Here is an 11644-nt window from a genome sequence, read left to right on the forward strand (position 1 = left end):
ATGAACGCAGCTAATGCAGCTGCTTTTTTATTTGTATTAAAAACAAGTGGATGAGATAAAAATAGCTGAATTGGCTGGCCTTTTACATAATTTCTTCCTGTATACTTTGTAACTAAGGATATTCGCACTTATTTAGTTTCTATACTTACTCGAGGTGATTACATGAAAAAAGGCTGGCTGGAATGGATATTATTATCCGTGGCGTTAATTTGGGGAGCCAATTATGCAATCGGAAAATTTGGAGTTGCTCATATGTCTTCCATTCAATTTAGCGCACTGCGTTTTATAATGGTTGCTCCTATTCTTTTACTTATTACAGGAATAATAGAGCGAGGCATTCGGATCGAAAAAAAAGACTGGGGACGCTTAATAGCGGTCAGTATAGTAGGCGTTACGCTCTATCAAACGCTGTTTATGGTATCTGTTAAGTATACGACAGCTACAAATGCTTCTTTACTTATTTCGATGTCTCCTATTTTCACAGGAATCCTAGCTATATTATATAAGCATGAAGCTTTTTCGTTAAAAACACAGCTAGGCTCTGTGCTTGCTTTTTTCGGGGCTGCGTTTGTACTGCTGTTTGGTCACTCTAGTCATGCGCTGTCGCAGCTTGCATGGTTCGGAAACATCATGGGGATTGTCGCAGCCATTGCTTGGGGCTGGTACCCGATTTTAGCAAAACCTTTAGTCGTAAAATATTCTGCTTTGCGCGTGACTGCCTGGTCTGCTTTAATCGGAGCTATTCCGCTTACTGTCTACTGTCTTTTCACCTATCAAACACTTGTATGGCCAACAGATATAGGCAGCTGGAGCTCTCTGGCATACTCTGTTTTGTTCGTGACGGTTTACGGACTGGTGATGTGGTATGTAGGAATTGGAAAAATTGGCTCTACAAAAGTAATGGTCTACATGTATGTTATTCCTTTGTTCGCCGTTGTTTTTGCTGCTGTAGCTATCGGAGAGACCATCAATGCTATGCAGCTGCTTGGAGGACTTATTATTTTTAGCGGTTTGTATATTGTCAAAAAAAGCCCTGCTCCTAAAACAGCTCTTAAACTTAAAAGAGCAAACTAAAAAGAGTAACGGGTTCGGTTGATACGGAAAAAATGCTAAAATAGATGCAAATGAAAACATAATTAGCATCTATTTTAATAGTGAATTAGCAATATGAATGGTAATGAATAACGCTCAGATTTTTTCTGAGCGTTATTCGTATATTACTTTAATGTCCTAAACTTAATTAAACGCCCGTTGGTTTGATTAATGAACATTTAGTATATGGATTTTTAGTTTATATTCATGAGTGATTTTATGTTGATTGTATACGCGTTTAAAGCCGTTTCGTTCATAAAATAACTTGGCTTCGTCCATATCTGTATATAAGACGAGAGTGTCATAATAGTTCCTGCATAGTGAATGGTTTCTTTTAAAAGTTGTTTGCCTACACCCTTTCTACGAAACTGAGCTGAAACATAAAACCTTCTTACTCTTCTAACGTTAGCATACTGACTGTTAGGATTTTGATTAAGGCCGGCTACGCCAATTAATTTGTTTTTTTCACCGTAAACTTCCCACAATCTTTCGCCTATTTTGTTAAATACGTTTTGCCCGTTTTTATACTCCACTATTAGCTTGGTAAGAAAGCAAAAGCCTTCCTCCTGGCTTTCTATTAACAGCTCTTTTATATCATGCTCCACAAGCTACGTTATCCTAATGATTCTCATATACCTCCTCTCCGTTCAGCAGGTGTCTTGTCTATTTCGATAGAATGCTTGTTATACATTAATCCTGCCATGCCTATTAGAGCCGTTAAAAGTAACATGAAGCTTGAAAATAGATATACAAACCTTACCCCAAACAGGTCGGCTACTGTCCCTACAAATGCTATGGAAAGTATAAATACAGCCTGTACAAGAGTTGATTTTGCCGCTATTACTTTAGGAAGCATCCCGTTGCTGCAGGTATTTTGATAAATGGTTTCCTGAGCTACATCTCGAAGCTGATAGGCAGGACCCATCATTATCAAAAGTACTAAAGCTAGATACGGGTTCGTTACTAGACCGTAAAACCCGGTTAAAACAGCATAACCGAGTGAGCCTGCGAACATAAAAAGCAAAAGCCTTCCTTTTACCATAGAAGACATTCGGTACACAATAATTCCTCCAACTATGCTTCCAAAATAATACGCACCGTTTATATACCCCCACCACGCTTCTCCTTTTTCAAGCACTTCTTTCACAAAAGAAAGAGTAATAGCTCCAATCCAAATGGTTCCAAAAAGCGACTCGATGATGTCCATTATAACGAGGGCTCTGATGCGTTTATGTATCCATAAAAAGCGCCATCCTTCCATTAATTTTGCCGCTCTTCGCTTTTGTGTTTGTTTATATGTATGGGTTTCTTTTATAAACAGTAAGCAAACAAATGAGATCGATAGAAGACCTGCCGTTATAAATAGAGACTGAGTGGATCCCGTTAAGGACAAAACGAAACCACCAAGCGACCACCCTGCAAACAGAAAAGTCTGATCAATTGTTGAAAGCAAGCTATTCGCCTGCATTCTTTGACTATCATTTACTAAGCTGCGTACAACTGACGTTTTAAAAATGGAAAAAAAGCCGTTAAAAAAAGAAATGATTCCAACAATGATAAAACCCATCGTTAGTACTGTGACTGTAAATTCTTGTGTAAGCAGCACATACAATCCAACAAGCATCCCTATCTGCATCACTTGAACAGACCGCATAATGTGAATGGATTTATACGTATCGGCTAGTAAAGGCACGCTAAGGCCGCTAAGGAGCCGTGCAAGTAAGCTCGTCATCGTAATCATCGACGCAAGAACTGTTGAACCGGTGTTTTCCTTTATATAGGAAGTGACAGCCATTGTATAAAGAACAAAACCTACATTTGCGGTTACTTGACTTGCTGCTAAAAGATAAAAACGCTGAGTCAATTCTTTTCTCCTTTCTGTTAGACGTAACATGCAAAAAGAGAATTCGTTTTTTTGTTAATTTTTCCCTTTTAAACTATAACACTATTTGACGAAATCCAAAACAATCTATAATTTAGTAGATGGAGGTTTTTATGTTTAAATATAGTTTTCTTATTGTTCTTATCGCTTTTTTACTTATTAACTTTAACGGTCAGGAAAATCAAATTGTAGGAGGCAAAATAAAAAAGGAACGAAGTGAGGTTTTTTTTGGCGAGTACGACAGCTTTACGGGCTGCTACTCCCGGAGCATTAAACTCAAAAAAGGTGTAACCTACGCTTTTACGCTATCTAAAAATACCAAAAGCGGAGACCTGTCCCTGTACGTAGAAGATCCAAAACAGACACGATTTTTTGAAATGACTAATAACTCTCTTTATTTAACACCTGAAAAAACGAGGAGATATCGTATTAATTTTGTAGGCTCTGAGCATAAAGGCTCTTTTCAGCTTCACTGGAAAAGCAGTAATCAAAAAGAGAGCGAAAAATTTGTGTAATACCATTTTAGACAACGCTTAAACGAGGGGGAATGGTTTATGATTATTAATCAAGCTGTCCTGTACACCCACTTATTGGACACAATGAAGGATTTTTATGTAAATTCTCTCGATTTTCCATTAACCGCCGCTTCACCGCGTTCTTTTTCCATCAAGGTTGGTGAAAGTGAGCTAACCTTTAAAGAAAGTTCTCTACATACAAAGCCCTTTTACCATTTTGCTTTTAATATTCCAGCAAACCGCTTTATGGAAGCAAAGCAATGGGCTACTCAGAGAGTCTTCCTCAATACGGAAGAGAAGAAAGATGAGATTTATTTTGAAGCGTTTGATGCTCATTCGTTTTATTTTGAAGACCCTGCTCATAATATTGTTGAATACATTTCAAGACATTCGGACTGCCCGTCATCCAAGGAACCCTTTTCTTCTAAGTCGCTTTTAAGCATAGGAGAAATCAACTTGACAACTCCTCATGTCCACTCTGTAGGAACACAGCTTATCAACTCCGGTATCACCGTACGTAACAACAGGCTATTAAACGCTACATTTAATTTTTTAGGAAGCGGCAGTGCGTTTTTTCTTGTAGGGACGCCTAAAAGACGGTGGTTTTTTTCGAACCGAGACTCTGAAGTTCATCCATTAATGGCAAAGGTCAATCATTCTCTAACGGTTGCGCTCGACGAAGAAGGAATGTTGAAGATTACGCAAGAATAATTGTTTTTTTAATAAAGCCACGTAACAAGCGAACTTATTACGTGGTTATTTTTGTTCAAAATTCAGCACATACTCCCCCTAGAGGTTTTGTATATAGTTCTCGATGTCCTTTCTGTTCATCAGCATAAAAATCTTGCAATCCTCATCATTTTTAAGCTTTTTAAACCGGTTTCTCATCTTTTTTTGCCGCTCTCGATACGTAGTAAGAATAAACGTAAAAAATGACCAATCTACTTTTTCAGGGCATCCTTTTGCCATATCTTCACGCATTTTTCTTGCATATACGATTCTCCGCTTTATTACTCGGTACACACAAACGATGAGCGGCAGCTCTAAATAAATAATGGTATCTGCACGCTTCACTCGCAGGTCATACGAATTGCTGTAGTTCCCGTCGATAATCCAGCTGTCTTTTTTTACAATTTGCTCCTGCAATTCTCTAAAGCTATCATTGTCTCTTTCCTTCCAGCCAGGCTGCCAATACAGGCTGTCTAAATGATATACTTCTAGATCAAGCTTTTCCCCTAATTTCTTGGCAAAGGTAGACTTTCCTACTCCTGGAGAAACGCCCATTACCAGTACTCTTTTCATCTTATCACCTTACCTTTTTAAGAAATAAAGCTGATTGAAGAGAAGGCAGCTGTTTATAGCTGACTCGGCGCATTCAGTGTACTCGGAGCGAGCTGCTTTATAAAACGACTTCATGTTAGGATTTTTATTTCCATGATTTTCAGGCAACCTATAAATATTCATTATAAATTCCTATATTCCTTCTTGCTTTGTAGTAAATAGGTTGCTTTTATGAATCGTTTCCTTTACCTTAAATGTGAGTATATAAAAGTAAGGTGAAAAAAATGAATGCATCTATGCTAAAGAGATTTTTACGAAACCTCGGTATTTTTATTTATATTGTCATTGCAGCTATTAATATTTACTTAACAAGAAATGATTTGGGCGATATGCTTACCCGCCTTGTGCTGCTGACTATTTTACTTCCTTTGTTTTTTAGTTTTGTGTATGCGTTAGGAAAATCACATTTTAAAAGACAAGAAGAGCTCGCTGAACAAGAGAAGAAAAAAGAGTAAAAAAAGCCTTTTATCGAGGGGGATTCCCCTTTTTAAAAGGCTTTTTACTTTTTTTCATACAACTGAACATTAACTACATCAGGATGAACGTGATACTGTTTGGCAACTTGATTTACCATTTGCTGAATTTCTCTTTTCTTACGGGAAGAAAGGTGTTCGCGGGGCAGAAGAATCAGAATTTGAGCTTCCGCATAGTTATTCAGCACCCTAACTTCTTGAAAGCCATGCTGCATCAAAAAAGCTTTTAACGCTTTTTCAAAGTCTGTGCTTTCTTTTTGAACAACTATAGAAGGCTGATTGTAAGAAAATAGCGAAACCTCTTTCTCTTCAGGCTTTGTATACACCGTCCAAGCAGTTATAAGCACTGTGACAGCAATACCCAGATTTAACATCCACCTTTTCATACCACGAACGCTCCTTTTAATTAAGTTTGTTCATGATATGAAAAAATTCGTTCATTCATGCGTTATCTTCCTAGCCAGCCTCCGTCTATAGCAAGTAAGTGCCCATGAATATAGGCAGATGCATCAGATGCTAAAAAGACAACCGCTCCTTTAAAATCATCTGCTTGCCCCCATCTGCCTGCGGGAATACGTTCAATGATTTGTCTGCTGCGCGTTTTATCGTTAATAAGTGCTTCATTCATATCAGTAGCAATATACCCTGGTACAATTCCATTAACATTTACGCCTTTTGCTGCCCATTCATTAGATAAAGCCTTTGTAAGCTGAGCAACTCCGCCTTTTGCTGCAGCATAGGCCGGAACGGTAATACCTCCTTGGTAAGAAAGCAAAGATGCCATATTAATGATTTTTCCGCTTCCTTGTTTAAGCATTTGGCGGCCCGCCTGCTGACATAACAACCATACGGTTTTTAAATTGACATTCATAACAGCATCCCAATCTTCCTCTGCAAAGTCTACAGCGGGTGAACGTCTTTGAATGCCAGCGTTGTTCACTAAAATATCGAGCTTTCCAAAATAAGCAACAACCGATGAGATCGCTTCGCTTACTTCAGAAGCATTTTCTAGATCACAATTAACAATAAAACATTTTCTTCCGAGACGTTCAATTTCTTCTTTTACTCCAAGAAATTCCTTTGATCGCTGCAGAAGAGCGATATCCGAACCTGCTTCTGCCAAAGCAATCGCCATTGATCTTCCAATTCCTCTTGTTGCTCCCGTAATCGCTGCTACTTTACCATCTAAAGAAAATAAATCTACTGTCATTGTTCATTCTCCTCTCCATTTGGTGCAAATAAAACCTTAAGTGATTCATCAGGCCGCTGCATAAACTCAAACCCTGCTTGAATATCTTCAAGCTGCAGTTTATGAGAAATTAAAGAATCTGCTGCTATTTCACCGTTTGCCAGTAAATCAATAGCCGTCTGAAAATCTTCCTTTGTATAACATCTCGTTGTAGTTAATGAAATTTCTTTAAAGTGCATCGCTGCTAAATCTACTTCTGGAGCGTTTTTGTATACGCTTACCACCACAATCTCTCCTTGAATACGGCTTGTTTCAACCATTTGTTTTGCTGTAATTTGATTTCCGGCTACTTCAAATACAACGTCTGCACCGACGTCATTCGTAAGCAAGCACACTTCTTTTACGACGTCTTTTTTCGCTGCATCAATTGGTATAAAGCCAAGTTCTTTCGCTTTAGTTAAGCGATAAGAACTAATATCTGAGATCATTACTTTTTTTGCTCCTGCTCGTTTCGCAATCATCCCGATCAGCAGTCCAATAGGTCCTGCCCCTAAAATGACAGCTTGGTCCCCTATTTTCAACCGCGAGCGTCGTACTGTGTGTACGGCAACCGCTACAGGTTCTGCAAGAGCTGCATGCGGGCTAGACAGTTTCTCTGGCAAGAGGTGAAGGCGGTTCACTGGAACAGCCACGTACTCCGCGAACCCCCCATCTTGATCAATGCCGATTAGTTTTAACTTCTTACAAACATGAAACTGTCCTCTTACACAGGCTTCGCACGTTCTGCAGCTAAGCGTAGGCTCAACTACTACGCGGTCACCTAAAGAAAATTCCGTTTCCCCTCGGATCTCTTCTATAACTCCGCTGAATTCATGTCCCATAATAAGTGGCGCTTGTGCTCTAGGATGTTTTCCAAAATAAATCATCATATCCGTTCCGCAAATTCCAGCATGAGATACCTGTACAAGCGCTTCTCCTTCTTTTATAACCGGTTTCGCTTTTTGCTGCATAACGGCTTTTGTTTCTGAAACGTAGACACCTGCTTTCATTTTTTCATCCCCTTTGTATACTTGTCGACAGGTTAAAGATAAGAAGACCCAAAAACATTTTGAATCTTTTATCCCTTTTTTTATGCTTCATTCAAAAGTGAAGCTGTTATCGTATTTCGCGTATCTTCAAAGTGACGCTTCACTTCATCTTGAATACGTTCTGTATTTTGAGACTTTAATGCTTTAATCATTTCATGATGCTGCTTTATCAGTGGGAGCACAGCTGCTTTATCATCTCGAAATCTTTTTTCAGTGGTAATTAAAAGAGCAGCTAAAATAATTTCACGGATGCTTTCCCACAATTTTAATATCCGTTTGTGGTCTGCTTCGATAATCACGAGCTCATGAAACCGTAAATCTTGATAAGCAAACTCTACATAGTCATCGTATTTAGCTGCCATGTTCATTTGATCAATGCTTTGCTCAAGCTTTTTAATAAGCGAATCATGGTTGACTTCAGATAAACGTTCTAAGACAAAATGTTCTAAAAGCAGACGAACATCGTACAGCTCGTTTAAATCCCTAGTTGTTAAACCAATAACAACTGCTCCCATTCGCTGTAAATCAATGAGTCCTTCGTTTGAAAGGGTTCGCAGCGCTTCTCTTATAGGAGATCGACTCATTGCAAACTCTGCCGAGAGCTGATTTTCCGATAGTATGGCTCCTTTCTTCAGCTCGCCGCTCATAATTTGAATTCTTAATTTGCTTACAACTTGTTCTCCCAGCGACGCTCCGCGAAGCCATCTTTCCGGGTAGGTTACCTTTTTAATGTGTCATCACTTCCTTAGCCAACTTGTATACAAGTATTCAAGATTTAGTATATAGAGAAGCAACCTAATTGTAAACGTTTTCTTTATAGAACGTATATTTTTACAATTCTTTCTTACACTAAGAACTACTGATAAATAAAAGGTGGGAAGATGAATGAATCAAATTATATTATGGGGGATTCTTGTTATTCCATGGTTTTTACTGCTGCTGCTTGATAAACAGCGTGTTAAACGATTTTTTACTGTAGGGTTATTTGCTGCATTAATGATGACAATCGCCTATCAAGTAGCGGAAAAAATGCACTGGTGGACGGTTCAAGAAAACGTATTTTTTCTTACTAACATGGGAGCAACGATTTATTGCCTTCATATTGTGATTACGATCTTTGTCTTTTACCTTACGTATCCTGGGTTTATCTTGTACATAATTGTTAACGTTATTTTAGATTTGATTCATGGTTATGTTATTGTTCCTTTTCTCGCTAAAATCGGGCTTTATAATCTGTATGATATCAGTCATTTTGGGCTTTTCCTTGTCATGACTACCGTAGCTATTATCCTTTACTTGTTTCAACGGCTGCTTGACTTTATATTTGAGGAAAGCCTTGCATAAAAAGCCACAGCAAACGCTATGGCTTTTTAATCAATTAAAAAATGGAATAACCGTATCTCCGCGAATCGGTTCAACGGCCGCATGAAACCGAATTCGCAAACTTTTTGACGTTTCGATGTCAGAGGCATCCATGACGTGAAAATGAATGTGGGGTTCGGATGAATTCCCGGAATTTCCACACCTTCCGAGCAGCGTTCCTTTACGAACCACGTCTCCTTTTTTCACAGAAACCGATCCTTTCTTCAAATGCGCAAGCACACTGTATTCTTTTCCTTCATGCTCAATGATGACGTGATTTCCTAAAGGATTTTTTTTATTCGTATGTCCAATTTCATTATCTTCTTGACCATCAACTGCTGTGATAACGACTCCTTCAAGCGGCGCTACAACTTTTTTTCCATAGGCATAGTAATCTTCGTTTTTCATTCCATCATTTTTATAGCTTTGCTTTCCTTTTCTCACGACTAAATCATACGCATACCTTTGGTTTTCGACTAGATGGTGATAGTTCAACACCTCATGCTTTCCTCCCCAATAGACAAACCATTCACTTTGAATCGGCATCGTATATTTGTTTGTACTCCATCGATCTCTCTCTGAAAATGATTCTATAGGAGCAATCACAAGTGCTTGTATAATGTTATGTTCATCAAACATAACGCTGATGAATTTTGTCTGCGTAGAATTTAACCAAATAAACTGCTCAACTTGAGGAGTTAAATAGAGATTTGTTTCTAGTCTGTAGAACTGTTCTCCTTGATTAAACAATTTGCTCTGCTCCAAAAATTGCTGAAGCGAAACTTGACGTTTAAATTCTTCGCTTACACAATCATAAAGTTTCTTAAAATCCCCTTGTGCAAATAAAATTCCAAACTCTTCTCTGATGTTCACTTTTCTCTCTGTATCCATCATTGTAATCCACCCTTTTATATGTATTTCAATTTGTTTGAATTATCTATAAGTAATACGTTTTATGTTATAAAAAGGTTTCATTTTCCAGTTATTCTATCTCAAAATCTTCTTCTATACCGTATTTACAATTTTCTTAATCCATTTTATACTTATTTTACAAATATTTGAAAGGAGGTGCAGCATGATGAAAATAACATTAAATAAGAAAATCAAGCTGCGCCGAATAAGTGTTTTTGGCGCTTAGATTTTAAGGAGATTTCACAATGAAAGTAGCATTAGTACGTCATTACAAAGTAAACAAAGGTCTTCCAGAAAACCACCGCTTATCCACTGACGAACTAGTGGCTTGGTTTCAGGAATATGATGAATCAGATATTACGTATGGAGAGACTGATTTGAATAATATCCAATGGAAACGCTGTTTTTCAAGCGATATGCCGCGAGCACACAAAACGGCAAAGCACATTTATAAACAAGAGATCACGCTTCTTCCAGAACTTAGAGAAATACCTATGCCTATTATTCCAGTAAAATTTAAACTTCCTTTTATCCTATGGGCATTACTGTTTCGCACGTCCGGACTCATCAACAAACAAGCTCGTAAAGATATGGCTGAGACTAAGAGAAAAGTAGCAGCAGTGCTAGATCGCGCTATTTCCGAGTCAGAAGACGATTTGCTGATTGTCAGCCACGGAGGAATTATGAAGTTTATGCGTAAAGAACTTATAAAACGCGGCTTTAAAGGGCCTCGGTTTGATATTGCTGTTAACGGAAAGCTTTATTTATTTGAGAAAGAATAATATTTTTCATCATTTCGAACCGTTTCTTTTACCAGCCAATTTGAAGAAAAAAAGCGTAGACAGCTCATAGGCTTGTCTACGCTTCTCTACACAAAAGATAAAAGGCTTATAGCTGAATTTCTAATTCCACTAACAGAGCAAGTAATAGCTCAATTAATACTTGAATGTTGATTGCAATTTCAGTGTCTGATACATCGATTTTTACATTTCGTGAATTTTTAATAACTGTACGCTGTCTATTAATTTGTTTGATAGATGATTTTTGGAATAATTCTTGTGCAATTGACTCTGCTTCTGCACTGCGTCCAATCGCAATTGTTAAAACAAGAACGATTGCCGCTTGTAGTGCTGCTTGTACAGATAAAGCCGCTTTGATGCTTGTTGTGTTTACTTCAACGTCTGCCGAATCGCATATAAAAATAGTTTCTTCAGAATATTGAACCGTTTCCTCTTTTTGTTTCGCTACTTGATTTTCTCTAACAGCGTTGAATGCCGGATGGCTAGAGCCTTCCAATGCACTCCATCCAGATCCTCCGCATTTTGTTTCTTTTCTTTTCTTTTTACCTTTAAAATAATCTTCTGCTTCCTCATACTCTTTTTTCATATAATACTTACCCTCTTCAGGATTGTAATAGCTGTAGTATTTACTCATATCAATCACCCTTCTAAAAGTTTTTGTTTTTTTGCAAACCCACATGATTTTCTTAATTAACACTGCTTTATACCCTTCCGGTCATCAACGTTCTTATTTGAGTGTATCGTTAACTTTCGATTGAAGCTCAGCAACGATTTGCTTAATTTTTTGTTTTTGCTCAGGGGATAAATTTCTTAGAGAATTTTCTGAAACACCATACTTTTTTAGTACATCAGAGATTAAAGCATCAGCAACACGGCTTGTCTGATCACTGTTAAAAGCTGAAGCGATTACTTTGCGTAAATTGCTCATATAAATATCAACTCCTGTTAGAAAGATTGTGAGGTGAAGTAGCTCACCTGTTAACAATATAT

At 37.9% G+C, this 11644-nt stretch carries 16 protein-coding genes; 6 read left to right on the forward strand and 10 right to left on the reverse strand.

Annotated elements, in window-relative coordinates; all coding sequences use genetic code 11:
* The first annotated feature begins 162 nt into the window (after window positions 1–162).
* Window positions 163–1074 (forward strand): DMT family transporter, encoded by a 912-nt coding sequence (locus tag BG04_RS26285; RefSeq protein ID WP_034651091.1) that lies wholly within the window; start codon window positions 163–165, stop codon window positions 1072–1074.
* Window positions 1075–1286: 212 nt separating this feature from the next.
* On the opposite strand, the gene BG04_RS26290 is transcribed toward BG04_RS26285, so the two are convergent.
* Together BG04_RS26290 and BG04_RS26295 are read right to left on the reverse strand one after the other, a co-directional pair.
* The gene (locus BG04_RS26290) at window positions 1287–1697 is read right to left on the reverse strand and encodes a GNAT family N-acetyltransferase (protein WP_230586542.1); all 411 of its coding nucleotides are present in this window, start codon (window positions 1695–1697) and stop codon (window positions 1287–1289) included.
* A 23-nt stretch (window positions 1698–1720) separates the two neighbouring features.
* Entirely contained in the window at window positions 1721–2956 is a 1236-nt protein-coding gene (locus tag BG04_RS26295) for an MFS transporter (protein WP_034651089.1), read from the reverse strand.
* A 131-nt stretch (window positions 2957–3087) separates the two neighbouring features.
* Here BG04_RS26295 and BG04_RS26300 point away from each other — a divergent pair, with 131 nt between their 5' ends.
* Together BG04_RS26300 and BG04_RS26305 are read left to right on the forward strand one after the other, a co-directional pair.
* Window positions 3088–3489, forward strand: coding sequence for a hypothetical protein (locus BG04_RS26300; RefSeq protein WP_034651085.1), 402 nt, complete (start codon window positions 3088–3090; stop codon window positions 3487–3489).
* 39 nt (window positions 3490–3528) lie between these two features.
* The gene (locus BG04_RS26305; RefSeq protein WP_034651082.1) at window positions 3529–4200 is read left to right on the forward strand and encodes a glyoxalase; all 672 of its coding nucleotides are present in this window, start codon (window positions 3529–3531) and stop codon (window positions 4198–4200) included.
* A 78-nt stretch (window positions 4201–4278) separates the two neighbouring features.
* Here BG04_RS26305 and BG04_RS26310 read toward each other — a convergent pair whose 3' ends face one another.
* Window positions 4279–4791, reverse strand: coding sequence for a P-loop NTPase family protein (locus BG04_RS26310; RefSeq protein ID WP_034651079.1), 513 nt, complete (start codon window positions 4789–4791; stop codon window positions 4279–4281).
* Between the two features lie 263 nt (window positions 4792–5054).
* Here BG04_RS26310 and BG04_RS26315 point away from each other — a divergent pair, with 263 nt between their 5' ends.
* Window positions 5055–5285: a hypothetical protein gene (locus BG04_RS26315; protein WP_013057513.1), complete on the forward strand. Its 231-nt coding sequence runs from the start codon at window positions 5055–5057 to the stop codon at window positions 5283–5285.
* A gap of 44 nt (window positions 5286–5329) precedes the next feature.
* Here BG04_RS26315 and BG04_RS26320 read toward each other — a convergent pair whose 3' ends face one another.
* From BG04_RS26320 to BG04_RS26335, 4 genes are all read right to left on the reverse strand, one after another.
* Complete coding sequence (locus BG04_RS26320; protein WP_034651076.1) at window positions 5330–5689, reverse strand: hypothetical protein; 360 nt, start codon at window positions 5687–5689, stop codon at window positions 5330–5332.
* 62 nt (window positions 5690–5751) lie between these two features.
* Window positions 5752–6513, reverse strand: a complete 762-nt coding sequence (locus BG04_RS26325; protein WP_034651074.1) for a glucose 1-dehydrogenase — start codon at window positions 6511–6513, stop codon at window positions 5752–5754.
* Window positions 6510–7541, reverse strand: coding sequence for a zinc-dependent alcohol dehydrogenase (locus BG04_RS26330; RefSeq protein ID WP_034651072.1), 1032 nt, complete (start codon window positions 7539–7541; stop codon window positions 6510–6512). Before BG04_RS26330 ends, BG04_RS26325 begins: the two co-directional genes overlap by 4 nt.
* A gap of 80 nt (window positions 7542–7621) precedes the next feature.
* On the reverse strand, window positions 7622–8227 hold the full coding sequence (locus BG04_RS26335) for a GntR family transcriptional regulator (RefSeq protein ID WP_034651070.1): 606 nt from the start codon (window positions 8225–8227) through the stop codon (window positions 7622–7624).
* Window positions 8228–8465: 238 nt separating this feature from the next.
* Here BG04_RS26335 and BG04_RS26340 point away from each other — a divergent pair, with 238 nt between their 5' ends.
* Window positions 8466–8924: a hypothetical protein gene (locus tag BG04_RS26340; protein ID WP_016764573.1), complete on the forward strand. Its 459-nt coding sequence runs from the start codon at window positions 8466–8468 to the stop codon at window positions 8922–8924.
* A 30-nt stretch (window positions 8925–8954) separates the two neighbouring features.
* Here the strand turns inward: BG04_RS26340 and BG04_RS26345 are convergent, their stop codons facing one another.
* The gene (locus BG04_RS26345; RefSeq protein ID WP_034651068.1) at window positions 8955–9836 is read right to left on the reverse strand and encodes a M23 family metallopeptidase; all 882 of its coding nucleotides are present in this window, start codon (window positions 9834–9836) and stop codon (window positions 8955–8957) included.
* Window positions 9837–10099: 263 nt separating this feature from the next.
* On the opposite strand from BG04_RS26345, the gene BG04_RS26350 reads away from it, so the two are divergent.
* Window positions 10100–10636 (forward strand): histidine phosphatase family protein, encoded by a 537-nt coding sequence (locus tag BG04_RS26350; RefSeq protein ID WP_034651067.1) that lies wholly within the window; start codon window positions 10100–10102, stop codon window positions 10634–10636.
* A gap of 106 nt (window positions 10637–10742) precedes the next feature.
* Here BG04_RS26350 and BG04_RS26355 read toward each other — a convergent pair whose 3' ends face one another.
* Window positions 10743–11288 carry a spore coat protein gene (locus BG04_RS26355; protein ID WP_230586541.1) on the reverse strand — a complete coding sequence of 182 codons (546 nt, stop codon included), beginning with the start codon at window positions 11286–11288 and terminating at the stop codon, window positions 10743–10745.
* 93 nt (window positions 11289–11381) lie between these two features.
* Entirely contained in the window at window positions 11382–11582 is a 201-nt protein-coding gene (locus BG04_RS26360) for a hypothetical protein (RefSeq protein ID WP_028409001.1), read from the reverse strand.
* Window positions 11583–11644: the final 62 nt, after the last annotated feature.

It is taken from the genome of Priestia megaterium NBRC 15308 = ATCC 14581, assembly GCF_000832985.1.
Classification (GTDB): domain Bacteria; phylum Bacillota; class Bacilli; order Bacillales; family Bacillaceae_H; genus Priestia; species Priestia megaterium.

Excerpts from the sequence above, each read along its gene's own strand:
- BG04_RS26285 (WP_034651091.1), top strand. The coding sequence starts at position 163 with ATGAAAAAAGGCTGGCTGGAATGGATATTATTATCCGTGGCGTTAATT.
- BG04_RS26300 (WP_034651085.1), top strand. The coding sequence starts at position 3,088 with ATGTTTAAATATAGTTTTCTTATTGTTCTTATCGCTTTTTTACTTATT.
- BG04_RS26305 (WP_034651082.1), top strand. The coding sequence starts at position 3,529 with ATGATTATTAATCAAGCTGTCCTGTACACCCACTTATTGGACACAATG.
- BG04_RS26310 (WP_034651079.1), bottom strand. The coding sequence starts at position 4,791 with ATGAAAAGAGTACTGGTAATGGGCGTTTCTCCAGGAGTAGGAAAGTCT.
- BG04_RS26315 (WP_013057513.1), top strand. The coding sequence starts at position 5,055 with ATGAATGCATCTATGCTAAAGAGATTTTTACGAAACCTCGGTATTTTT.
- BG04_RS26320 (WP_034651076.1), bottom strand. The coding sequence starts at position 5,689 with ATGAAAAGGTGGATGTTAAATCTGGGTATTGCTGTCACAGTGCTTATA.
- BG04_RS26325 (WP_034651074.1), bottom strand. The coding sequence starts at position 6,513 with ATGACAGTAGATTTATTTTCTTTAGATGGTAAAGTAGCAGCGATTACG.
- BG04_RS26330 (WP_034651072.1), bottom strand. The coding sequence starts at position 7,541 with ATGAAAGCAGGTGTCTACGTTTCAGAAACAAAAGCCGTTATGCAGCAA.
- BG04_RS26335 (WP_034651070.1), bottom strand. The coding sequence starts at position 8,227 with ATGAGCGGCGAGCTGAAGAAAGGAGCCATACTATCGGAAAATCAGCTC.
- BG04_RS26340 (WP_016764573.1), top strand. The coding sequence starts at position 8,466 with ATGAATCAAATTATATTATGGGGGATTCTTGTTATTCCATGGTTTTTA.
- BG04_RS26345 (WP_034651068.1), bottom strand. The coding sequence starts at position 9,836 with ATGATGGATACAGAGAGAAAAGTGAACATCAGAGAAGAGTTTGGAATT.
- BG04_RS26350 (WP_034651067.1), top strand. The coding sequence starts at position 10,100 with ATGAAAGTAGCATTAGTACGTCATTACAAAGTAAACAAAGGTCTTCCA.
- BG04_RS26355 (WP_230586541.1), bottom strand. The coding sequence starts at position 11,288 with ATGAGTAAATACTACAGCTATTACAATCCTGAAGAGGGTAAGTATTAT.
- BG04_RS26360 (WP_028409001.1), bottom strand. The coding sequence starts at position 11,582 with ATGAGCAATTTACGCAAAGTAATCGCTTCAGCTTTTAACAGTGATCAG.